Genomic DNA, 21,706 nt, shown 5'->3' with positions numbered 1-21,706 from the left:
CAAAATGGAGGCAATGATGACCGTCGAGCTGGCCCCGCTATACACGCCGGAGAGTCACCACGCGCACCGCGACGTCACCGGCGGATGGTTGCGACCGGCCGTGTTCGGCGCCATGGACGGCCTGGTGTCCAACGTCGCGCTGATCGCCGGAGTGGTCGGCGCCGCGGGCGCCGGACGCGGGGCGGTGCTCGCCGGATTCGCCGGGCTGGTCGCGGGCGCGTGCTCGATGGCGGCGGGTGAGTACACGTCGGTGAAATCGCAGACGGAGCTGATGCGGGCCGAGATCGCGGTCGAGCGCCGCGAACTGGCCCGCAACCCCGAAGGCGAGCTGGCCGAGCTGACCGCGCTCTACCGCGCACGCGGGCTCGAACCGGAGCTGGCCCGTGAGGTCGCCGCCCAGTTGTCGGCCGACCCCGAGCAGGCGCTGCGGGTCCATGTGCGCGAGGAACTCGGCGTGGACCCCGACGACCTGCCCTCGCCCCGGCTCGCCGCCGCCTCGTCGTTCGCGGCCTTCGCCGCCGGGGCGCTGGTGCCGCTGGTGCCGTTCCTGTTCGGGGCCTCCGGGCTGGTGGTCTCGGTGGTGCTCAGCGCGCTGGCACTGTTCGGGTTCGGGGCCGTGGTCGCCCGGATGACCGCACGGCCGTGGTGGATCGGCGGTGCGCGGCAACTCGGGCTCGGCCTGGCGGCGGCCTCGGTGACGTACGGACTGGGCCACCTGCTGGGCATCGGCCTCGGCTGAGCGCCGACGGTCGCGTGAGCTCCCGCGCGGGCTCAGTCGAAGGTCGTCGAGATCTCGTGCCACCCGCCCGGCGCGATCTTCGCGGCGGGCGCGGGCCCCCAGGTCCCCTTCTCGTACGGCAGCGGCGGCTGCTTCAGGTCGAGGATCGGCCGCACGATGCGCCACGACTCCTCGGCCAGGTCGAAGCGGACGAACCGCCGGGGGTCGCCGGTGACCGCGTCGGACAGGATGCGCTGGTATGCCTTCTCCATCGGCCCGAGCACCTTGGTGAAGTCGACGCTGACCGGCACCTGCCGGGTGGCGTCGCGGCCCGGCTCCTTGGCCGTCAGGTCGAAGGTGACCCCCGCGTCCGGCTGGAGGCGGAACCTGATCAGGTTGGGCTCGACCTTCCCGCCGAACAGCGACACCGGCGGGCAGCGCAGCTCGGCCACGATCTCCAGGTCGGTGGTGGGCATCGCCTTGCCCGAGCGGATGCAGAACGGCACCCCGGCCCAGCGCCAGTTGTCGACGTAGGCGCGCAGCGCGACGAAGGTCTCGGTGGTCGAGCCCGGCTTGACGCCCTCGGTCGCCAGGTAGCCGTCGTACTGGCCGCGTACGACGTCGGCCGGATCGATGTCCTTGACCGCGCGCAGCACCCGCCACTTCTCGTCGATGAACGCGCGGGCGTCCTTGGACGGCGGCGCGTCCATGGCGAGGATCGCCAGGAGCTGCATGAGATGGTTCTGCACGACGTCGCGCACGGTGCCGTTGGCGTCGTAGAAGGCGCCTCGGTCGGCCACGTCGAAGTCCTCGGCCATCGTGATCTGGACGCTGCGCACGTAGTTGCGGTTCCAGATCGGCTCCAGCAGCATGTTGCCGAGCCGGAAGACCAGCAGGTCCTCGACGGGCTCCTTGCCGAGGAAGTGGTCGACACGGCGCAGGTGGTCCTCGTCGAAGTACTTCAGCAGCGCGGCGTTGAGCGCGCGGGCCGAGTCGAGGTCGTGGCCGAACGGCTTCTCCACCACGAGCCTGGCGTCACGGTTGAGCCCGACACCCGCCAGGCCCTCCGCGACGGTCTCGAACAGCACGGGCGGCACCGCGAGGTAATGGACCAGGAACCCGGTCCCCTCGACGGCGTCGCGGATCGCGCCGAACGTCGCCGGGTCGCGGTAGTCTCCCGCGACCAGCCGCAGCCGGTCCGCGAAGCGGCCGAAGGCCGCCTCGTCGACCTCGCCGCACGCCTCGCGGGCCCGCGCCACCAGGCCCGCGAGGTCGAGGTCGGTCTTGGCCACGCCGATCACGGGCAGGTCGAGGGCCCCGTCGGCGCTGAGCCGGTAGAGCGCGGGCAGCAACATCTTGTAGGCCAGATCACCGGTGATCCCGAACAGCACGATCGCGCCCGCACGCCGCATGTCAGATACGCCTTCCCCTCAGTTCTCTGTACCTCTTTACCAGCTGCGCGGTCGACGCGTCCGGGAAGTCGGCGGGAGGTTCCTCCGACGTGAGCGTCGGGGCGAGGTCGAGAGCCGTCTTCTTTCCGAGTTCGACACCCCACTGGTCGAAGGAGTCGATGCCCCACACGACGCCCTCGACGAAGACCGCGTGCTCGTACAGGGCGACGAGCTGCCCCAGCGTGTACGGCGTCAGCTTCGGTGCCAGGATCGTGGACGTCGGCCGGTTGCCCGGCATGACCTTGTGCGGCACCACGTCGGCCGGGGTGCCCTCGGCGGCGATCTCCTCGGCGGTCTTGCCGAAGGCGAGCGCGCTGGTCTGGGCGAGCAGGTTGGCCGTGAGGATGTCGTGCATGCCCGCCGGGTCGGCGTACGGTTCGGCGAAGCCGATGAAGTCGGCGGGCACCAGCCGGGTGCCCTGGTGGAGCAGCTGGTAGAAGGCGTGCTGCCCGTTGGTGCCCGGCTCGCCCCAGAAGATCTCACCGGTGTCGGTGTGGACGGGGGTGCCGTCGGCGCGCACCGACTTGCCGTTGGACTCCATCGTGAGCTGCTGCAGGTAGGCGGGGAAGCGGTGCAGGCGCTGGCTGTACGGCAGCACGGCGCGGGTCTGCGCGCCGAAGAAGTCGGTGTACCAGATGCCGAGCAGGCCCATGAGCACCGGCATGTTGGCCTCGAACGGCGCGGTCCTGAAATGCCGGTCGACGGCGTGGAAGCCGGCCAGCATCTCGCGGAAGCGCTCGGGGCCGACCGCGATCATCAGCGACAGGCCGATGGCGCCGTCGAAGGAGTAGCGTCCGCCGACCCAGTCCCAGAAGCCGAACATGTTGGCCGTGTCGATGCCGAACGCGGCGACCTTCTCCGCGTTCGTGGACACCGCCACGAAATGCTTCTCCACGGCCTGCTCGCCGAGCGCGGCCACCAGCCAGTCGCGGGCCACCCTCGCGTTGGTGAGCGTCTCAAGCGTCGTGAACGTCTTGGAGCTGATCACGAACAGCGTGGTCTCCGGGTCGAGGCCGCGCAGGTTGCCCTCGATGTCGGCCGGGTCGATGTTGGAGACGAACCGGGCCGACACCCCGGCGTCCGCGTAGTCCTTCAGCGCCTCGTAGGCCATCGCGGGGCCGAGGTCGGAGCCGCCGATGCCGATGTTGACCACGGTCTCGATGGGGCGGCCGGTCGCGCCCCGCCACTCGCGCGAGCGCACCCGGCCCGCGAAGTCGCTCATCTTGTCCAGGACGGCGTGCACGTCGGCGACCACGTCCTGGCCGTCCACGACCAGCTCCGCCGACTTCGGCAGGCGCAGCGCCGTGTGCAGGACCGCGCGGTCCTCGCTGACGTTGATGTGCTCGCCGGTGAACATCGCCTCGATCCGCTCGCGCAGCCCGGCCCGCTCGGCCAGGCGCAGCAGCAACCGGACGGTCTCGTCGGTGACACGATGCTTGGAGTAGTCGAGGTACAACCCGTCGGCCGTCACGTTCATGCGCTCGGCACGGGCCGGGTCCTCGGCGAACAGCTCGCGCAGATGTGTGTCCGCGATCTCCTCGTGGTGCTTGGCCAGTGCCGTCCATTCCTGGCTTCGGGTGATGTCGCCGCTCACTGTTTTCCTCCTCGAACCGTCAAACCGATCACATCGTCCCGTAACGCCGTACCCGGTCCGACCGATTCCGCGCTTCGGGCGGGTGCGACTTTCACTGTTCTTTGTCCACTCCGCCTCGTTGTCGCACGGGGTCGTCCGGGGCGGTGGGTCAGTGGACGCCCCAGGCGCCTCGGTGGACGACCTCGGCCACGGGCTTCCTGCCGCGCTTGAGTGACGGCGACAGTTTGTCCTGCGCGCGGTAGCCCACGCTGATGACGCCGATCGGCGTATAGGCGGCGGGCACGCCGAACGCCTCCTTGACCGCCGCCGACCGCTCGCCCGGCGGCACGCCGAAGAAGCAGGCCCCCAGTCCTTCGTCCACGGCGGTCAGCAGCATGAGGAGCGAGGCCATGCCGGTGTCGATGTCCCAGTACGGCACCGGCCAGCGAGCCTCGTCCTTGTCCGTCCAGCCTTTGTCGGGGGCGGCGTACCGGTCGAGGTATGCCTGCTTGTGGGAGAAGGCCACGATCAGCAGCGGCGCCCGGCGCAGCCCCCGGCCCCAGACGTCACCGTCGGCGGAGGCGTCGGCGGTGCCGGTGGGAGGGATACCGGCAGGGGTGCCCTCGGCGGCCGAGGCGAGGTTCCAGAAGCGTTCCCGGTCGGCGGGGTCTTCCAGCACCAGGAACGCCCAGCCCTGGCTGAACCCGGCCGACGGGGCGCGCAGGGCGTTGGCCAGGAGGCGTTCCCTGATCTCTGGCGGCACCGGCCGGTCGGGGTCGTAGTTGCGTACCATGCGGCGGCGGCGTACCACCTCTTGGAAGTCCGTCATGGCGCCCAGCCTAGGACGGGCCGCCGTTGGATCACCCCTCCACCGGGCCCGTCCAGTAGGGTGCTAGGCGTCGAACAGGGGGATCAGTTGCTCCTCCTCGTAGTCCAGGTGCGCCTCCAGTTCGTCGGCCAGCCGCTCCACCTCGGCCCGTACGGTCTCCGCCCCGGCCTCCCGGTCGGTGACCGCCTCGGTGAGCGCCTCAAGGAGAGCGGCCACCCGCTCGTGCTCACGGCTCAGCCGTTCCACGACGGCCGCCTTCTCCGGATGCTGGGCGGCGACCGCGGGGAACAGCCCCCGGTCCTCCATCGTGTGATGCGTGTGCAGCCCCTGGCAGAACGCCAGGCAGTTGATCCTCAGTTGCGCCACCAGGCTCGGCCCGGCGTCGGTGAGCTCCTTGCGGATGACGGCCAGCTCACGCCGGTACACCGCGTGGATCGCGCGGAGCGTGTCACCGAACGAGCCCGCGCCGGGCGGCCCGTCGTGAATGGCGTGCAGCGCGACGACGGGGATGAGGCGCGAGGTTCCGGCCTGGTATTCGGCCCAGCCGGGGTCGCTCTCGACGGCCCTGGCGAAGGCGGCGTCGCGTTCGGCGCCGGTGAGGACGACGGCGTCCGCCTGGTGGGTGAACAGCCCGGTTTCGACGGTGACGCGTGGGTTCGCGACCAGGTTGTGGTACCAGGCGGGGTGGTGGTCGGCGCCCATGGCCGAGGCGATGACGAGGACGCGTTCCTCGACGTCCGGCAGGTAGCCGAGAGGCACGGTGTGGGGGGCGCCGGACCGGGCGCCGGTGGTGGTGAGCAGGAGCAGTCGCGAGCTCTCGAACCGGCCGACCTCGCCCTTGCGCGCGCGGAACTCGTCGATGATCTGTTGCTGGATGTTGGACATCGTTCTCCGAAGAAATCAGGGTGAATCAGGAACCTGAGTGCGGAGAACGCGGGGCGGGCTTCGGGCCCGCCGGAGGGTCACCTCGCGGCCGGGTGCCCTACTCGTGTGTGGCCAATGGCCGACCCGGCAGTCACGTGGGTCACGCTAGGGGACGGGACGAATCACCGCAACCATGTTCGATCGCGGGGGTGATCAGGCCGCTCTCGTAGGCGTGGATGACGGCCTGCGTGCGGTCGCGCAGCCCCAGCTTGGCCAGCAGCCGGGCGACGTGGGACTTGATCGTGTGCTCCGACACGACCAGCTCGGCCGCGATCTCGGCGTTGGAGCCGCCCCGCGCCAGCAGCCGCAGGACCTCGGTCTCCCTGGGCGTGAGACCGAAGTCCTGCGGCGGGCGGCGGCGCTGGCGGGCGAACTCCGCGATGAGCCGCCGGGTCACCGTCGGCGCCAGCAGCGCGTCGCCTCCGGCCACCGTGCGGACGGCCGAGGCGAGGTCGGCCGCCCTGACGTCCTTGAGCAGGAATCCGCTGGCCCCCGCGACGAGCGCGTCGTAGACGTAGTCGTCCAGGTCGAACGTGGTGATCATGATGATCCGGGTGCGCTCGGTCCGCAGAATGCGGCGGGCCGCCTCGATGCCGTCGAGTTCGGGCATGCGGATGTCGAGCAGGGCCACGTCGGGGTGGGTGGCGCGGGCCAGGCGCACGGCGTCGGCGCCGTCGCCGGCTGTGGCGAGTACGCGCAGGCCGGGCTGCGCGTTGAGCACGGCGGCGAAGGACCGGAGCACCTTGGGCTGGTCGTCGGCGATGAGCACACCGATGGTCTCGTTCATCGCGACCATCCAAGCATCGGAATCCCGGTGGTGACACTCATGTAACGGAGCGTCCCCGGACGCTTGCCAAGGGTCGGGGACGGCGGTTCGGTGGTGCTGCCGCACCGATCATATCCGCCGATCACATCCGAGGAGGGCGAACGATGAGGTTCAGCTACGTGATGCTTCCCGACTACCCGCTGGAGGAGTCGCTGGCGTCGATCAGGCTCGCCGACGAGCTGGGGTTCCACGCCTGCTACGCGGCGGACGAGACCTGGCACAAGGACCTGTGGCTGCTGTTCGCCGCCGCGTCCCGGCAGACCTCCCGGATCCGGCTCGGCCCGAGCGTCTCGTCGGTGGTGCTGCGCGAGCCGACGCTGATCGCGCAGGCGGCCGCGACGCTCGACGAGCTCAGCGGCGGCCGCGCCGAAGTAGTGCTGAGCTGCGGAAACTTCGGGCTGCTCGCGCAGTACGGAATCGACTGGCAGGTCACCAAGCCGCTGTCGCGGGTCAAGGAGGCGGCGGCGGTGGTCCGTACGCTGCTCGACACGGGGGCGATCACCCACCAGGGCGAGTTCTTCCGGTACGACGGCCTGTTCACCTTCGCCCGGCCGGTGCAGGAGCGGGTGCCGGTGAAGTTCGGCGCGATGGTGGGGCCGCGCTCGTTCCAGGCGGCCGGCGAGTTGTCCGACGGGGTGCACCACGCGCTCAGCTACACCCGCGAGGCCTACGACTACCTGGTCGCGAACGTCCGCGCGGGAGCCGAGAAGGCCGGAAAGGACCCGGCCGACCTGGACATCGGCGCGTGGGTGGTGTTCGCGACGGGGCCGGACTCCGCCGTCGCCAAGGAGGCGGCGCGCAGCATGGTCGGCCTGTACGCCTCGTCGATGTCGGCCGCGCAGCTGGAGCGCAACGGGGTCGATCCGGCGTCCGTGAAGCCGATCGTGGACGCGCTCGGCGACGGCGACCTCGCGCGGGCGGTCGAGCTGACCTCACCCGAACTCGCCGACCGCCTGTCGATCGCGGGTACGCCGGAGGAGTGCGTGGCCAAGATCAAGCGAGAGATCGAGCCGTCGGGCGTCAACCACATGATCCTGGCGGTCACCGATTCGACGCTGGTCAGGCAGTTCATGGGGCGCGACCTGCCCGAGGTGCCGTCGGTGGACGCACAGCTGCGGCTGATCCACGACCGCGTCTTCCCCGCGTTCCGGACGGCAGGCTGACCAAGAGCCGCGTGGCCGAGCACGAGAACCCCGGCCGGCGGGCTAACCGGCAGCGGTGTAGCCGAGCACGAGGACGTGGTGCCGTTTGGGGACGGTGGCCTCGCCTCGTGGGGTGTCCCCGGTCAGCGGGTACGCCTCGATGCGCAGGCTGTCGCATCTCGGCCGGCCCGCCCGGTCCCAGTCGCGGAGCATCCGAGCGAGTTCCTCGGCGAGGGCCGGGCCCGCCGGGCCGTACCCGAGGGCGCCGAGTTCGGCCGTGAGCACGGCGAGCCCGTCGGCGGCGGCCAGCCCGCCTGTCGCGGCGTACGCTCCCATGACCGTGGGCGGGCGGGTCAGCCGCTCCGTCGGCCCGGTCAGCACGCACCAGCGCGCGTCGTGGGTGGCGAGCCAGAGGTTGGCACCGTGCACCACGTCCCGGTAGGTGGCCGACACCCCGCTCGGCACCTCGACCCCCGGCTCGGTGAGGCCGTCCGGGGGCGTGTGGACGGCGCGCGGCTCCGGCAGGAAGATCGTGGTCCCGTCCGTGTAGGGCCGTTCGGTCTCGGGGCCGGCCGAGGGGCCGCGCAGCCGCATGAACCCGGCGGGCACGACGCTCACGCTGCGCCAGTGGCCGTCCGCGCGTTCGAAGGCGGCCGAGACCTGGACGCCGCGCAGGTCCAGCGGGACGACCAGCCGCCCGCCGGGGGCGAGTTGGTCCGACCAGGCCGGTTCGAGGTCCCAGACGCCGACGGTGGCGATGATCCGGTCGTACGGCGCCCGCTTCGGGAACCCGAGGGCGCCGTCGGCCCGCTCGACGCGCAGCCGTGCCGTGCCGATGCCCGGATATCCGGCGCGGGTGAGGTGCGCGCGGGCGCCGTCGACGAGGTCGGCGTCGATGTCCACGCTGACGACCTCGCCGCCGGGCCCGGCCAGGCAGGCCAGCAGGGCGGCGTTGTAGCCCGTGCCCGCTCCGATCTCCAGGACCCGGTCGCCCGGCCGTACCCGGAGTTGGTCGAGCATGACGGCCATGATCGCGGGCTGGGAGGAGGAGCTGATCGGCAGCCCGCTGTCGTCGCGTTTGGTGACGATGGGCTCGTCGCGGTATGCCTCTCGCGGGTCCATGCCGGGCAGGAACAGGTGCCTCGGCACCTCGCGCAGCGCCGCGACCACCGGCGCGCTGATCGGTGCGTCGCGCAGCAGGCGGGCTACGAGGGCCTCACGCAACCGCCTCACCTGATGATTATCCCCCTTCGTCTGACATCCGATGGGAGATCCGGCGCGATTGCCGCTTCGTGACGCTGTGTGACCCTCAGCTGACCGAGAAGTCGTCATGGAGGACGAGCCCCGCTGCGGCCGGATTTCCCGGCGGCCGATGATTGAGGTGGTGAATCGGGGGAAGGGCAGGCAACTCAAGTTCGTCGAAACAGAGGAGGAGCCATCGTGCTCACCCTGACACCTACCGCCGCCCAGGCCATCCGCGACCTCACGGCCACGGCGCCCGAGCCGCAGCAGAGCGGTGTGCGCATCTCGTCCAAGAGCGAGAACGCCGGTTCGCTGACGCTGACGCTCGCCAACGCCCCGGAGCCGATGGACGCGGTGGTCGAGACGGAGGGCGCCCGCGTCTACCTCGACCCGGTCGCCGCGACCCTGCTGGACGACAAGGCCCTGGACGCCGGCGCCGACGACCAGGGCGGGGTCTCGTTCCTCGTCACGGACAAGCCCGCATGAGTTAGCGGCTATGGCGGCGGCTGCTCAGTCGCCGAGCAGTTTGTGCAGGTAGCGCAGTTGCTCCTCGCTCTGGAAGCCGCCGCCGCCCTCGTGCCCGTTCCACGGCCAGACGGTGATCTCCTTCGGCCCCCGCCAGTGGTTGTAGGCGGCGAAGACCGTGGACGGCGGGCAGACCTCGTCCATGAGCGCCACGGAGTACAGCGCGGGCGCGGTGGCGCGGGCGGCGAAGTTGAGGCCGTCGAAGTAGGCGAGCGTCCGGAAGACCTGCTCCGCGCTGCCTCGGACGCCGGCCAGGAAGCGCACGATCTCCTGGTACGGGTCCTGTCCGGTGATCTCCACCGCGCGGCTGATGTGGCTGAGGAACGGCACGTCGACGAGCGCGGCCAGGACGTCGGACCGCAGGCCCGCCACCGCCTGCGCGATGGCGCCGCCCTGGCTGCCGCCGGAGACCACGATGCGGGCCGGGTCCACGAGCGGGTGGGCGGCGGCGACGTCCACCGCGCGCACGGCGTCGGTGAACACGCGCCGGTAGTAGTAGTCGCGGGGGTCCATGATGCCCCTGGTCATCATGCCCGGCGCCTGCGCGTGGGCGCCGCCGTGCGGGTCGCCGGTGATGCCCGGGCTGCCGGCGCTGGCACCGCCCTGTCCGCGTGTCTCCACGACGAGGACGGCGTAGCCCGCCGTGGGCCAGAGCAGGTGGTTGTGGGGGAAGCCGCGCCCGCCGCCGTAGCCGATGTAGTGCATCACGCACGGCAGCGGGCCGCTCGCGCCGCGCGGGGCGAGGAACCAGCCGCTGATCCGGTCGCCGCCCCATCCGGCGAAGGAGGCGTCGAAGACGTCCACGCCCGCGTACGGCAGGTCGCTCCGGACGTACTCGGGGTCCAGGGGGTGGTTCGCGGCCTCGGCCAGGGTCTGCGCCCAGAAGGCGTCGAAGTCGGCGGGCTCGTCGCGCTCGGGCCGGTAGTCGCGCAGGCGGTCAAGCGGAAGGTCGAACAAGGTCACGGCAGCTCCAAACCGCAGTAGTTCCTGACATTTCAACCCATGGAACCTAAGGAGCGCTATGGACCTTTCATATAAGAGTTGACTTATATAAGTTACCGCTGCATAGTCGGCGGCGTGCACGCATTCGACGTTCTCGGCGACCCCGTCCGCCGCCGGATCCTCGAGTTGCTCGCCGGCGGCGAGCAGACCTCGGGCGCGATCACCGCCGCCGTCCGGGCGGAGTTCGGCATCTCGCAGCCCGCCGTCTCGCAGCATCTGCGGGTGCTGCGCGAGTCGGGGTTCGCGACCGTCCGGGCCGAGGGCGCACGGCGGCTCTACGCCGTCCACGCGGATCCCCTGCGGGAGGTCGACGCGTGGCTGCGGCCGTTCCGGCGGTTCTGGTCGCAGCGCCTCGACGCCCTGGCCACTGAGTTCGCCCGGAGCAGGCCCGAACGACGCCCTGGTTCGGCCCTGGAGCATGACGGGCCGGAGGGGTAACGTCACACCATACCGCCGAATACCGATATAGGCGGTATGAGCGACTGGAATCCCCCCACATGAACCTCGCCACCCTCGTACTGCCCCTCGCACTGGCCGTCATCATGTTCGGACTGGGCTTGGGGCTCACCGTCGCAGACTTCCGCCGCGTCCTCGCCCACCCGAAGGTCAGCGTGATCGCACTGACCTGCCAGGTGCTGTTACTGCCCGCGATCTGCCTGCTCCTGGTCCTGCTGTTCGACCTGCCGCCGGTGCTGGCGGTGGGCATGATGCTGCTGGCCGCCTCGCCCGGCGGCACCTCCGCCAACCTGTACAGCCATCTGTTCGGCGGCGACGTGGCGCTCAACGTCACCCTGACCGCGATCAACTCGGTGGTGTCGGTCTTCACGCTGCCCCTGGTCGCCAACCTCGCGCTCGGCCACTTCATGTCCGGGGACGGCGCGCTCGGGCTGCAGTTCGACAAGAGCGCACAGGTCTTCGCGCTGGTACTGGTCCCGGTCGCCGTCGGCATGCTGGTGCGGGCGAAGGCCACCGCCTTCGCCGAGCGCATGCACCGGCCGGTGAAGATCGCCTCCGGCGTCATCCTCGCCCCGGTGATCATCGGCGCCGTCGTCCAGTCGTGGGACGTCATCAGCGCCCACCTCGGCGACGTCGGGCTGGCCGCGCTGTCCTTCAGCGTCATCAGCCTGGCGATCGGCTACGGGGCGCCGCGCCTGGCCGGGGTCGGGCACCCGCAGGCCGTCGCCTCCTGCATGGAGATCGGCATCCACAACGCCGCGCTGTCGATCACGGTCGCCACCGGGATCCTGGGCAACCCGCAGATGGCCGTGCCGTCGGCCGCGTACGGGGTGGTGATGTTCTTCACGGCGGCAGCGGCCGGCTTCCTCCTCAAAACCCGCCAGACGAGGAGGATTAGCGATAAATGATGGGCTATGCGAGCATTGCCGGGTAGGCGACGGCGGAACGAGGAAGCCGGTGTGAATCCGGCGCGGTCCCGCCACTGTGATCGGTGAGCGAATCCCGACAAGGCCACTGCCCTCCACAGGGGTGGGAAGGCCGGGACGAGCGTCGACCCGAGAGCCAGGAGACTCACGCGGTCGCCTCCTCAGGAAATTGGGGCGGATCTCCCCAAGAGAGGACGGTGCTCGTGATGCGGGGTGCCCGCGTGTCCGCTTACCGGAGATCCGGCTCCTCGCACAGAAGGACGCCGTTCATGACGAGCCGACGCTCGCTAACCCTCCTCGCGCTGACGACCTCCGCCCTGCTCGCCTCCGGATGCGGCGGCGCCGCCCGGCCCGCCGGGCAGGCCGGAGCGCCGTCGAACGCCCCCGGCTTCCCCCTCACCGTCACCAGTTGCGGTGTGAACACGACCTACGAGCGGCCGCCCCGGCGGGCCGTCGCCCTCAACCAGCACGCGACCGAGATCCTGCTCGCGCTCGGTCTGGAGAAGTCGATGGTCGGCACCGCCTTCCTCGACGACCGGATCCTGCCGGAACACCAGGCCGCCTACGACCGTGTCAAGGTCCTCGCCGACAAGTACCCCTCGTACGAGGCGCTGCTCGCGGCCGAACCCGACTTCGTCTACGCGGGCTTCAAGAGCGGCTTCGACGGCAAGGAGGGCAGGGGCCGGGACGCGCTCGCCAAGGCGGGCATCGACACCCACGTCAACTCGGAGGAGTGCCCCGCCGGGCCGGTCACCGCCGAGCAGGCCGAGCAGGAGATCCGCACCGTCGCGAAGATCTTCGGCGTGCCCGAGCGGGCCGAGAGCTTCGCCTCCGGGATGCGCAGCACCCTCGGCGGCGTCGCCCAGCGCCTCGGCAAGACGGAACCGATCAAGGTGTTCGTCTACGACAACGGGGACAAGACCGCCTTCACCGCGGGCGGGGCCGGGATCGGCAACGAGATGATCAGGCTCGCCGGTGGCGAGAACGTCTTCGCCGACATCCGGAAGAACTGGGCCGACGTCTCCTACGAGCAGGTCGCCGAGCGGGCGCCCGACCTCGTGCTCATCTACGACTACGGCGACACCTCCGTCGAGGACAAGAAGAAGGCGCTGCTGGCCAACCCGGCGCTCAAGGACGTGCCCGCGATCCAGAAGCAGCGATTCGCCGTGCTGCCGCTGTCGTCGGCCGTGCTCGGCGTCCGCGTGCCCGCCGGGGTCGAGACGCTGGCCAGGCAGTTCCACCCGGACCGTTTCGAGTGACCCGCCGCCGTCCGCCGTACCCGCTGGTTCTCACGACCATGACGGCGGCCCTGCTCGCGGCGGCCACCGCCGGCGTCGCCGTCGGCTCGATCAGCCTGCCGTTCGGCGAGGTGTGGGGCATCGTGCTGCACCGCCTCCATCCCGCCCTCGCCGAGCCGACCTGGACCGCCGTCCGCGAGACCATCGTCATGGACGTGCGGCTGCCGCGCGTCCTGCTCTGCGCCGTCGTCGGAGCGGGCCTCTCGGTGTCCGGCATGGCGCTCCAGGCACTGGTGCGCAACCCGCTGGCCGACCCCATGCTGCTCGGCGTCTCCTCCGGCGGCACGCTCGGCGCCGTCTGCGTGATCGTCCTCAACGTCACCGTGTTCGGGATGTTCTCCCTGCCGCTCGCCGCCTTCGCCGGAGCGCTCGGCGCGCTCGCGCTCGTCTACTTCCTGGCCCGCTCGGGCGGGCGCATGACCACCGTCCGGCTGGTGCTCGCCGGGGTGGCGACGGCGGAGGTGCTGCTGGCCGTCGCGAGCTTCCTCATCGTCACCTCGGACGACCCGCACAAGGCCGACTCCGCGATGCGCTGGATGCTCGGCGGGCTCGCGGGCACCACGTGGGACCTGCTGTGGATCCCCTCCACCGCAGTCCTCCTCGGCACCGGCGTGCTCCTCGGCGTGAGCCGGCCGCTCAACCTGCTGCTGGCGGGCGAGGAGGCGGCCGCCTCGCTCGGCCTCGACGTGCACCGCTTCAGGAGCGCGCTGTTCGTGCTGGTCGCGCTCATGGTGGGCACGATCGTCGCGGTCAGCGGGTCCATCGGGTTCGTCGGGCTCATGCTGCCGCACGTCGTGCGGCTGCTCGTCGGCGCCGACCACCGGCGTGCCCTGCCCGCCGTCGCGCTGCTCGGCGCCGGCTTCCTCATCGCCGCGGACCTGGCCGCGCGCACCCTCATCGCCCCCGAGGAGATCCCCATCGGCATCCTGACCGCCGTCGTCGGCGGCCCCTTCTTCCTGTGGCTGATGCGGCGGAGGGCGGCCCAGTGACCGGAGCAGGGACCGGGGAACTGCGGGCCCACGCCGTGAGCGTCGTCGTGGACGGCAGGGCGCTGGTGGCCGACGTCGACCTGACGGTCTCACCCGGCGAGGTCGTCGCGCTCGTCGGACCCAACGGTGCGGGGAAGTCCACGCTGCTGCGGACCTTCTACCGCGCCCGGCGGCCCACCTCCGGGCGGGTGACCCTCGACGGGGAGGACATCTGGGGCATGAACGGGCGGCGGCTGGCGCGCGGCCTCGCCGCCGTCCTCCAGGACGCGCCCGGTGAGTTCGAGCTCACCGTGTACGACGTGGTCGCCATGGGGCGCACGCCGTACAAGCGGCCCTTCGAGGGGGACGGCGAGCAGGACCGGGGGATCGTGCACCGCGCGCTCGCGGAACTCGACGTCGCCGGGCTCGCGCGGGCACCGTTCGACCGGTTGTCCGGCGGGGAGCGGCAGCGGGTGCTGATCGCACGGGCGCTCGCCCAGGAGGCCGGGACGATGGTGCTGGACGAGCCGACCAACCACCTGGACCTGCGGCATCAGCTGGACGTGCTGCGCCTGCTGCGGCGGATCGGCGTGACCGCGCTGGTGGCGCTGCACGACCTGAACCTGGCCTCGGCGTTCTGCGACCGGGTCTGCGTGATGGACGGCGGGCGGGTCGTGGCGGACGGGGCACCGTCCGAGGTGCTCACGGCGGACCTGCTCGCCGAGGTGTATCGGGTGCGGGCGGTGGTCGATCCGCACCCGAGAACAGGGGCGCCGCAGGTCAGCGTGCTTCCGGACGAAATGGGGTGAGCCTCGCGGAGGTGGGCGAAAAGCAGGTGCGCCCGGCGGACGCGCCCGCGTATCGTGCGGCCAGTGAGTGACACGGTGAGTGACACCCTGACCTTCGCCGACCTCCCCGAAACCGCGATCGACCACGCCCTCGACCTGATCGACCTGGTCTTCCACGACAGACCCGACGAGGACGCGCGCGAGCGGCACCGCGAGACGCTGCGCGGCTGCCGCCGGATCGGCGCCTACGACGGGACGCTGCTCGTGGGGGTGCTGGCGGCGCACGCCTTCTCCATGGCGGTGCCGGGGGGCGAGCTGGACTGCGCGGGCGTGACGTTCGTCTGCGTCGCGCCCACGCACCGGCGCCGGGGCGCGCTCACCGGCATGATCGGCGAACTGTACCAGGGCTGCCTGGAGGCGGGCCGGCCGCTCGCCGCACTCTGGACCGAGGAGGCCGCCATCTACGGCCGCTTCGGCTTCGGCCCCGCCACCCACGGCGTCAACGTGGAGATCGACACCGAGCATCCGCTGGAGCTGCGGATCGAGCCGGACCCCCGCCCCCTCCGCCTGGTGCCTCCGGCCGAGGCACCCGCGCTGCTGGGGCCGTACTTCGAGCGGACCCGCGCCGTTCGCGCCGGCCGGGTGGCACGTTCCACCGACCGATGGGCGGAGGTCTGGCTGGCCGACGACGACGAGGACGACGACGAGTTGTCCCCGCCCAGGATCGTCGCGCTCGGCGACCCGCTCGCCGGGTATGCGATCTACCGCACCAAGTCGGGCGACGACGCGGGCTTCGCCCGGATCGACGAGCTGGAGGCCGACACCCCCGCCGTGGCGGCCGCGCTGTGGCGCTACCTCGCCTCCATCGACCGCGTCGGACGGCTGCGCGCGTGGGGCCGTCCGCTGGACGACCCGATCCTGCACTTCGCGGCCGACCGCGATCACGTGCTGACGCCGAGCCTGTTCCCCGCGCTGTGGGTACGGCTGGCCGACGTGCGCGCGGCGCTGCTGGGCCGTACGTGGGGGGCCGACCTGGACCTCGTCCTGGACGTCCGCGACCCCATGGTGCCCGGCAACGCGGGGCGCCGCCGCCTGACCGCCACCGGCGGTTCGTGCGCGTACGAGCCCACGGCCGACGCCCCCGACCTCACGATCGACGTGGCCGACCTGTCCGCCTGCTACCTGGGCGATTCCCAGGTCCGCAGAATGGTCCGGGCCGGGGTGGCGGCCGAGCACACGCCGGGAGCCGCCGCCGCGCTCGACGCGGCCCTGGCCACGGCCCTGCTCCCCCACACCACCGACGAGTTCTGACCGGCCGCCAGAGGTAGACCTGGTGCACTGGTCGGACCAGTCGCTATGGTGACTGCATGACGTCGTACGAGCGGTTGTTCCGGCTGGACGGACGGCGCGCGGTCGTGATCGGCGCGGGCAGCGGGATCGGCCGCGAGTCCGCGCTGGCGCTGGCCGCGCAGGGCGCCGAGGTGGTGTGCGCCGACCGCGACCCCGCCTCCGCGAGGGAGAGCGCCGAGCGCTGCGGCGGGCAGGCCCGGGAGGTGGACGTCCTCGACACCCCCGCCGTCCGGGCGCTGGCCGAGGAGGCCGCCGCCGACGTGCTGGTCTTCACCGCCGCGACCAACGTCCGCAAGCGGTTGCTCGACTACTCGGGCGAGGAGTTCTCCCGGGTGGTCGAGCTGAACCTGCGGGCCTCCTTCGAGACGGTCCGCGCGTTCGGCGCCGGGATGGTCGAGCGGGGGCGGGGTTCGATCATCGGGTTCGCCTCGATCAGGGCGTCGGTGACCGAACCCGGCCAGGGCGTGTACTCCGCGACCAAGGCCGGGCTGGTGCAACTGCTGCGTACGGCGGCGGCCGAGTTCGGCCCGCACGGGGTGCGGGTCAACGCGGTCGCGCCCGGGGTGGTGGAGACACCGCTGACCCGCCAGATCAAGGAGCATCCCGCCTGGTACGACGCGTACGCGGCCAAGTCGGCGCTGGGCCGGTGGGCGCGGCCGGAGGAGATGGCCGGCGCGGTCGTCTACCTCGCCGGTGACGCCGCCACCTTCGTGACCGGCTCGGTGCTGTACGTGGACGGCGGCTGGACGGCCGTGGACGGCCGCTTCGACCCGCCCAACTGACCCACCCGCTCTGCCGTCACCGGTGCCGCGCAGGCCGCACCGCGGCGAGGTGAGAGGTGCGACGACCGCCGTCAGAGCCAGCCGTTGCCGCGCGCCTTCCACACCGCCTCGGCGCGAGTCCTGGCGCCGGTCTTGCCGATGGCACTGGACAGGTGGTTGCGCACCGTCCCCTCCGAGAGCCGCAGCCGGACGGCGAGCGTCGCCACGGTCGCACCGTCCGCAGCGGCCCTGAGCACCTCGCGCTCGCGCTCGCTCAACGGGTCGAGGCCACGTTCCAGCGACGCCACGGCGAGCGCGGGATCCACCACCGTCCGGCCGGCCCGGACCCGCCGTACGGCGTCGGCCAGCCGGTCGGGCTCGATGTCCTTGACGACGAACCCGGACGCCCCCGCGTCCATGGCCCGCCGCAGGTAACCGGGCCTGCCGAAGGTGGTCAGGATCAGCACCCGGGTCCCTGGCATCCTCGTCCTGATCGCGGCGGTGGCGGCGATGCCGTCCAGCACCGGCATCTCCACGTCCAGCAGCGCCACGTCGGGCGCGTGCTCGACGGCGGCGGCCACTGCGGCGCGGCCGTCCGCGACGTCGGCCACGACGGTGATGTCGTCCTCCAGCGCGAGCAGCGCCACCAGCGCCCCGCGCACCAGATTCTGGTCCTCCGCCAGAAGTACCCTGATCACCGCTTCTCCCCTTCCCCGGGTACTTCGGCCTCTTCGGGCACCTCGGCGCGCAGGGTGAACCACGCGTCGTCGGCGGACACCTCCAGCCGCCCGCCCAGCGCGCCGGCCCGCTCGGCCAGACCGGTGAGCCCCGCGCCGTACGTCATCGTTCCCGCGCCGCCGCCTCTGGCCGGGCCGTCGTCCGCCACGGTGACGACCGCCGGGCCGTCCGCCGTGACGCCGATCACGCAAGTCCCGGCGGCGGCGTGCCGCAGCACGTTGGTGAGCCCCTCCCGGACGGCCCAGGCGAGCACCTGGCCCGCCTCGCCGCCGGGAATGCGGTCGGGCACGTGGACGTCGAGTTCCAGTCCGGCCACCTCGGCGATCTCCCGGGCGGTGGCGATCTCCCCGGCCAGCGAGATCTCCCGGTAGCCGGTGACGGTGGCTCTGACCTCGTCCAGCACCTCACGGGCCGCCCGTCCGACCGAGGCCATCTCGACGGCGGCCCTCGGCGGGTCGCGGGTGACGAGCCGGGCCGACAGTTCGGCCTTGAGCACGATCGCGGTGAGCCGCTGGCCGAGCACGTCGTGCAGGTCGCGCGCGATGCGGGCGCGTTCGGCGTCGACGGCGCCGCGCGCGAGTTCGATCCGGGCGGCGCGCAACTTGCCGTTCATCCGGATGATCAGGTAGAGGGCGGCGAGGAGCACGCCGTACACCAGCACGGGCACGATCCGCGACAGCGACGTGCCGACGTCGTCGCCCAGCCGGACCACACCGGCCGCCACCCCCGCGACGGGGATCCCGGCGAGCCCGAGCGGCCAGCGCCGCGGCGGCTGGGAGAAGACCACCATCGTGATCAGGTAGTACAGGGCGGTCAGCAGCCAGGTGGCTTCCATGACCGTCTGGACGGCGACCGCGACGACGACCATCCCGGCCAGCGCGTACGGCGTGCGGTTCGCGTGCGGGCGGGGCAGGTGCGCCCACACGATCCTGACGAACAGCGCGCCGAAGGCCGCGATGCCGAGCGCGGCGAGTACGGTGGCGGGCACCGGCAGTGCCTGTTCGGCCAGTGCGACCACGGCGAAGGTCAGGAAGCCGACGTGCGCCGCGGCGAGAATGCGCGTGTACCGCGCCGGTAATCGGCCGGCGGGCGTCGAGGTGGTTCGTGTCCCGGTCATGACTCGATCGTCGGGCCGGACCGGGCCGCGCTCAAGTGCCGGACCGCCGGAGATCCGCCTGACAGATGTCATGCCCGGTCGCGGCGCGACGGGCAGAGCGAGCGGCACGGGTCGGCGGTCCCTGTTCGAAAAGCGCGTGCGAGCACGGCGCTGGAGCACCGGGGGGTTGACCGGGTTCTGCGCCGGCAGGTAACCCGGTCACCTGACAGAGGCGCCCGGGGGCTGCGCCCGCCTAGCGTCACCAGCATGGTACGGAGTGAGACAGTACGGGCGACACGCCGGGAGTGGATCGGGCTGGCCGTGCTGGCCCTGCCCACGCTCCTGCTGTCCCTGGATGTGAGCGTGTTGTTCCTGGCGTTGCCGCACCTGGGCGCGGACCTGGCGCCGAGCGGCTCCCAACTGCTGTGGATCATGGACGTCTACGTGTTCATGAGCGCCGGGCTCCTGGTCACGATGGGCGCGCTGGGCGACCGGATCGGCCGCAGGCGCCTGCTGGTCGTCGGCGCGGCCGCGTTCGGTGCGGCCTCGGTCCTCGCGGCGTACTCGGCCAGCGCGGAGATGCTCATCGCCGCCCGCGCCCTGCTCGGCATCGCCGGTGCGACGCTGATGCCGTCCACGTTGTCGCTGATCAGCACGATGTTCGGTGACGCCAGGCAGCGCGGCATCGCGATCGGCGTCTGGATGGCCTGCTTCTCGGCGGGGACCGCGCTCGGTCCCGTGGTGGGCGGGGTGCTGCTTGAGTACTTCTGGTGGGGGTCGGTGTTCCTGCCGGGGGTGCCGGTCATGGTGTTGCTGCTGGTGACGGCGCCGGTGCTGCTGCCCGAGCAGCGCTCCGGCGCGGGCGGGCGACTCGATCCGCTCAGCGTGGTGCTGTCGCTCGCGGCGATCCTGCCGGTCGTCTACGGGGTCAAGAAGGTGGCCGAGCAGGGGCCGTCGGCGGAGCCGCTGCTGGTGGCCGCGGCCGGGCTCGCCGTGGGCGCGCTCTTCGTCCGCAGGCAGCGCAGGCTCGCCGATCCGCTGCTGGACCTGCGGTTGTTCGGCCACCGCGCGTTCGGCGCGGCGCTGGCCCTCCTGCTGCTGAGCATGATCGCGTTGAACGGTACGGAGTACTTCCTCGCGCAGTATCTCCAGCTCGTCGAGGGCCTGTCGCCGCTGCGCGCGGCCCTGTGGATCGTGGTGCCCGCCCTGGGCATCGTGGCCGGTTCGCTGCTGGCCCCGGTGCTCGCGCGGCGGGTGCGCCCGGGGTTCGTGGTGGCGGCGGGGATGGCGGTCGCGACGGCCGGGTTCCTGGCCATCGCGCAGGTGGACGGCACCTCGGGCGCGGCCTTCACGGTGGCCGGGTTCTTCGTGGCCTTCCTGGGCATCAGCCCGGCCATGGTCCTGGGCACGGACCTCATCGTCGGCGCGGCGCCACGGGAGAGGGCCGGTTCGGCGTCCGCGATGGCCGAGACGAGCGCCGAACTCGGCGCCGCGCTGGGTATCGCGTTGCTGGGCAGTGTCGGCGCGGCGGTCTACCGGGCGCAGGTCGCGGGTACGGCGGCGCCCGCCGTACCGGCTGGGCTGCTTGAGGGTGCGGCGCGGGAGGCGTTCACACTCGGGCTGAACACGGTCGCCGGCCTGAGCGCGGTGATCATGGTGGTCCTGGCGGTGGCGGCGGGTCTGCTGGGCCGGGCCCGTCCCGGCGGGTGAGTGCGGCGAGCGTGGCGAGCGCGGCGCGGGAGGAGACGCCGAGCTTGGGGTAGGCGTTGGACAGGTGGTAGCCGACGGTCCTCGGGCTGAGGAACAGCCGGGCGCCGATGGCGCGGTTGCTCAGCCCGTCAGCGGCGAGCCTGGCCACCTGGAGTTCCTGCGGGGTGAGCCGTGCGACCAGGTCGGCGGCGTCCTGCCGGACCGGACGGCTCTCCCCTGCCGCGCGCAGTTCGGCGCGGGCGCGCTCGGCGAACAGCGCGGCGCCGAGCCGTTCGAAGCCCGCGAGGGCGGTACGCAGGTGGGGGCGGGCCTCGGCGCGGCGCCGCTCGCGCCGCAGCCACTCGCCGTACAGCAGCCTGGTCCGCGCCTCTTCCAGCGGCCGTCCGCCGCCGCGTTCGTGGAGTTCGACGGCGCGGGTGAAGTGGCCGTCCGGGTCGTCGCCGGCCAGTGCGCGGCACCTGGCCGCCACGGCGAGGGCCCAGGTGTTGCCGGAGTGCGCGGCCCAGGAGGTGTACCAGTCGCAGGCGGCGGCGGCCCGTTCCGGCTGTCCCGTGCGGGCCGCCGCCTCGATCACGTCGGGCAGCGCGAACAGCGTGTACGGCCGGTGCGCGGCGTCCTCGATCACGCCCTGCTCGGCCAGGACGTCGTCGTACCGGCCGAGTCCGAGTGCGAGCAGGCTGGAGGCGCCCGAGGTCAGGACCGTCCCGAGACCCGGCTGACGCGACCGGCAGTCGGCGATCAGCGCGCGGCAGCGCTCCTCGTCGCCCTGGAGGGCGGCGAGGTCGGCCAGGAGGCTGGCCAGGTAGATCTCGCTCATCCGGTGGCCGGTGTCCTGCGCGATGCGCAGGCCCTCGGTGGCGCCCGCGAGCGCGTCGTGCCGGTGGCCGAGCAGGATCTGGAAGCGGCTCTGCGCGCACAGCGCCAGCGGCAGCACCCCGATCGCGCCCTCCTCCCGGCAGGCGGCCACCAGGTCGTCGGCCAGCCGCAGGCCGTCGGCGTCGTCGCCGAGCGCCCAGTACCAGGAGGGGACGAGCGCCGTCTCCCGCAGGTGCGGCGAGCCGGCGAGGCCGGTCAGCTCGCGCAGCGCCCGTACGCCGTCGGCGAGGTCGCCGCCGAATCCGACGGCCATGCGGGCCAGAGCCGAGGCCCGGCGGGCGCCCGGCACGTCACGGGCCATCCGCTGCGAGAGTTCGCGGACGGCGGCCAGGTCGCCGGCCACGATCGCGGAGTCGACCGCGCGGAAGAGCAGCGAGTCGGCCAGTTCGGGATCGAGGCCGGCGGCGAGCCCGGCCGAGGTCAGGATCCGCTGGGCGGAGGCGGGACGGTGGTGCTCGTCGGCGACGGTGGCGCGGATGGAGGCGGCCCGGGCGAGCGCCACCGGGC

Annotated in this window: 21 protein-coding genes and 1 riboswitch; of the genes, 11 read left to right on the top strand and 10 right to left on the bottom strand. The window is 72.2% G+C overall.

The annotated features are described in order from the left end of the window. The first annotated feature begins 13 nt into the window (after positions 1-13). Complete coding sequence (locus ABD120_RS35370; protein WP_343954699.1) at positions 14-739, top strand: VIT1/CCC1 transporter family protein; 726 nt, start codon at positions 14-16, stop codon at positions 737-739. 32 nt (positions 740-771) lie between these two features. Here the strand turns inward: ABD120_RS35370 and zwf are convergent, their stop codons facing one another. From zwf to ABD120_RS35345, 5 genes are all read right to left on the bottom strand, one after another. After that, positions 772-2,130 carry a glucose-6-phosphate dehydrogenase gene (zwf, locus tag ABD120_RS35365; RefSeq protein ID WP_343954698.1) on the bottom strand — a complete coding sequence of 453 codons (1,359 nt, stop codon included), beginning with the start codon at positions 2,128-2,130 and terminating at the stop codon, positions 772-774. Between the two features lies 1 nt (position 2,131). Further along, positions 2,132-3,763: a glucose-6-phosphate isomerase gene (gene pgi / locus ABD120_RS35360; RefSeq protein WP_343954697.1), complete on the bottom strand. Its 1,632-nt coding sequence runs from the start codon at positions 3,761-3,763 to the stop codon at positions 2,132-2,134. Positions 3,764-3,911: 148 nt separating this feature from the next. After that, positions 3,912-4,571, bottom strand: a complete 660-nt coding sequence (locus ABD120_RS35355) for a nitroreductase family protein (protein ID WP_343954696.1) — start codon at positions 4,569-4,571, stop codon at positions 3,912-3,914. 63 nt (positions 4,572-4,634) lie between these two features. Continuing rightward, complete coding sequence (locus ABD120_RS35350) at positions 4,635-5,456, bottom strand: nitroreductase/quinone reductase family protein (protein WP_343954695.1); 822 nt, start codon at positions 5,454-5,456, stop codon at positions 4,635-4,637. A 139-nt stretch (positions 5,457-5,595) separates the two neighbouring features. Further along, positions 5,596-6,282, bottom strand: coding sequence for a response regulator (locus tag ABD120_RS35345; RefSeq protein ID WP_343954694.1), 687 nt, complete (start codon positions 6,280-6,282; stop codon positions 5,596-5,598). Positions 6,283-6,425: 143 nt separating this feature from the next. Here ABD120_RS35345 and ABD120_RS35340 point away from each other — a divergent pair, with 143 nt between their 5' ends. Further along, positions 6,426-7,484: an LLM class flavin-dependent oxidoreductase gene (locus ABD120_RS35340; RefSeq protein WP_343954693.1), complete on the top strand. Its 1,059-nt coding sequence runs from the start codon at positions 6,426-6,428 to the stop codon at positions 7,482-7,484. Positions 7,485-7,526: 42 nt separating this feature from the next. On the opposite strand, the gene fxlM is transcribed toward ABD120_RS35340, so the two are convergent. Continuing rightward, positions 7,527-8,696 (bottom strand): methyltransferase, FxLD system, encoded by a 1,170-nt coding sequence (fxlM, locus tag ABD120_RS35335; RefSeq protein WP_343954692.1) that lies wholly within the window; start codon positions 8,694-8,696, stop codon positions 7,527-7,529. Positions 8,697-8,903: 207 nt separating this feature from the next. Here fxlM and ABD120_RS35330 point away from each other — a divergent pair, with 207 nt between their 5' ends. Further along, positions 8,904-9,191, top strand: coding sequence for a Fe-S cluster assembly protein HesB (locus ABD120_RS35330; protein WP_343954690.1), 288 nt, complete (start codon positions 8,904-8,906; stop codon positions 9,189-9,191). 24 nt (positions 9,192-9,215) lie between these two features. On the opposite strand, the gene ABD120_RS35325 is transcribed toward ABD120_RS35330, so the two are convergent. Beyond that, positions 9,216-10,193, bottom strand: a complete 978-nt coding sequence (locus ABD120_RS35325; RefSeq protein WP_343954689.1) for an acetylxylan esterase — start codon at positions 10,191-10,193, stop codon at positions 9,216-9,218. Between the two features lie 114 nt (positions 10,194-10,307). Between ABD120_RS35325 and ABD120_RS35320 the strand changes: the two genes are divergently transcribed. From ABD120_RS35320 to ABD120_RS35290, 7 genes are all read left to right on the top strand, one after another. Then, positions 10,308-10,670 (top strand): ArsR/SmtB family transcription factor, encoded by a 363-nt coding sequence (locus tag ABD120_RS35320; RefSeq protein ID WP_343954688.1) that lies wholly within the window; start codon positions 10,308-10,310, stop codon positions 10,668-10,670. A gap of 59 nt (positions 10,671-10,729) precedes the next feature. Further along, positions 10,730-11,596 (top strand): bile acid:sodium symporter family protein, encoded by an 867-nt coding sequence (locus ABD120_RS35315; RefSeq protein WP_343954687.1) that lies wholly within the window; start codon positions 10,730-10,732, stop codon positions 11,594-11,596. Beyond that, a riboswitch (cobalamin riboswitch) is annotated at positions 11,592-11,783 on the top strand. Its footprint overlaps the gene before it by 5 nt. A 100-nt stretch (positions 11,784-11,883) precedes the next feature. Then, positions 11,884-12,873, top strand: coding sequence for an ABC transporter substrate-binding protein (locus ABD120_RS35310; protein ID WP_343954686.1), 990 nt, complete (start codon positions 11,884-11,886; stop codon positions 12,871-12,873). A 38-nt stretch (positions 12,874-12,911) separates the two neighbouring features. Beyond that, positions 12,912-13,901, top strand: coding sequence for a FecCD family ABC transporter permease (locus tag ABD120_RS35305; RefSeq protein ID WP_343954685.1), 990 nt, complete (start codon positions 12,912-12,914; stop codon positions 13,899-13,901). Further along, positions 13,898-14,689: an ABC transporter ATP-binding protein gene (locus tag ABD120_RS35300; RefSeq protein ID WP_343954684.1), complete on the top strand. Its 792-nt coding sequence runs from the start codon at positions 13,898-13,900 to the stop codon at positions 14,687-14,689. Before ABD120_RS35305 ends, ABD120_RS35300 begins: the two co-directional genes overlap by 4 nt. A 63-nt stretch (positions 14,690-14,752) precedes the next feature. Next, on the top strand, positions 14,753-15,979 hold the full coding sequence (locus ABD120_RS35295) for a GNAT family N-acetyltransferase (RefSeq protein WP_343954683.1): 1,227 nt from the start codon (positions 14,753-14,755) through the stop codon (positions 15,977-15,979). A 56-nt stretch (positions 15,980-16,035) separates the two neighbouring features. Continuing rightward, positions 16,036-16,800: an SDR family NAD(P)-dependent oxidoreductase gene (locus tag ABD120_RS35290; protein ID WP_343954682.1), complete on the top strand. Its 765-nt coding sequence runs from the start codon at positions 16,036-16,038 to the stop codon at positions 16,798-16,800. A gap of 71 nt (positions 16,801-16,871) precedes the next feature. Here the strand turns inward: ABD120_RS35290 and ABD120_RS35285 are convergent, their stop codons facing one another. Further along, on the bottom strand, positions 16,872-17,477 hold the full coding sequence (locus ABD120_RS35285; RefSeq protein WP_343954681.1) for a response regulator: 606 nt from the start codon (positions 17,475-17,477) through the stop codon (positions 16,872-16,874). After that, entirely contained in the window at positions 17,474-18,634 is a 1,161-nt protein-coding gene (locus ABD120_RS35280; RefSeq protein ID WP_343954680.1) for a sensor histidine kinase, read from the bottom strand. Before ABD120_RS35280 ends, ABD120_RS35285 begins: the two co-directional genes overlap by 4 nt. Positions 18,635-18,880: 246 nt before the next feature. Between ABD120_RS35280 and ABD120_RS35275 the strand changes: the two genes are divergently transcribed. Then, a complete protein-coding gene (locus ABD120_RS35275) occupies positions 18,881-20,323 on the top strand; it encodes an MFS transporter (protein WP_343954679.1) in 1,443 nt (480 codons plus the stop codon). On the opposite strand, the gene ABD120_RS35270 is transcribed toward ABD120_RS35275, so the two are convergent. Further along, on the bottom strand, positions 20,265-21,706 hold a 1,442-nt coding region (locus ABD120_RS35270; protein ID WP_343954678.1), incomplete at its 5' end, for a LuxR C-terminal-related transcriptional regulator. The two genes, ABD120_RS35275 and ABD120_RS35270, sit on opposite strands and share 59 nt — an antisense overlap.

Origin of the sequence: Nonomuraea longicatena, assembly GCF_039525605.1 — a bacterium.
GTDB lineage: Bacteria > Actinomycetota > Actinomycetes > Streptosporangiales > Streptosporangiaceae > Nonomuraea > Nonomuraea longicatena.
This window is presented reverse-complemented; position numbering and strand designations above follow the sequence as displayed.

What these genes read in the sequence shown, in the direction of transcription:
- ABD120_RS35350 (WP_343954695.1), bottom strand. Translation starts at nt 5,456, where the DNA reads ATGTCCAACATCCAGCAACAGATCATCGACGAGTTCCGCGCGCGCAAG.
- ABD120_RS35310 (WP_343954686.1), top strand. Translation starts at nt 11,884, where the DNA reads ATGACGAGCCGACGCTCGCTAACCCTCCTCGCGCTGACGACCTCCGCC.
- ABD120_RS35315 (WP_343954687.1), top strand. Translation starts at nt 10,730, where the DNA reads ATGAACCTCGCCACCCTCGTACTGCCCCTCGCACTGGCCGTCATCATG.
- ABD120_RS35355 (WP_343954696.1), bottom strand. Translation starts at nt 4,571, where the DNA reads ATGACGGACTTCCAAGAGGTGGTACGCCGCCGCCGCATGGTACGCAAC.
- ABD120_RS35275 (WP_343954679.1), top strand. Translation starts at nt 18,881, where the DNA reads ATGGTACGGAGTGAGACAGTACGGGCGACACGCCGGGAGTGGATCGGG.
- ABD120_RS35345 (WP_343954694.1), bottom strand. Translation starts at nt 6,282, where the DNA reads ATGAACGAGACCATCGGTGTGCTCATCGCCGACGACCAGCCCAAGGTG.
- zwf (WP_343954698.1), bottom strand. Translation starts at nt 2,130, where the DNA reads ATGCGGCGTGCGGGCGCGATCGTGCTGTTCGGGATCACCGGTGATCTG.
- ABD120_RS35305 (WP_343954685.1), top strand. Translation starts at nt 12,912, where the DNA reads ATGACGGCGGCCCTGCTCGCGGCGGCCACCGCCGGCGTCGCCGTCGGC.
- ABD120_RS35290 (WP_343954682.1), top strand. Translation starts at nt 16,036, where the DNA reads ATGACGTCGTACGAGCGGTTGTTCCGGCTGGACGGACGGCGCGCGGTC.
- ABD120_RS35370 (WP_343954699.1), top strand. Translation starts at nt 14, where the DNA reads ATGATGACCGTCGAGCTGGCCCCGCTATACACGCCGGAGAGTCACCAC.
- ABD120_RS35280 (WP_343954680.1), bottom strand. Translation starts at nt 18,634, where the DNA reads ATGACCGGGACACGAACCACCTCGACGCCCGCCGGCCGATTACCGGCG.
- ABD120_RS35340 (WP_343954693.1), top strand. Translation starts at nt 6,426, where the DNA reads ATGAGGTTCAGCTACGTGATGCTTCCCGACTACCCGCTGGAGGAGTCG.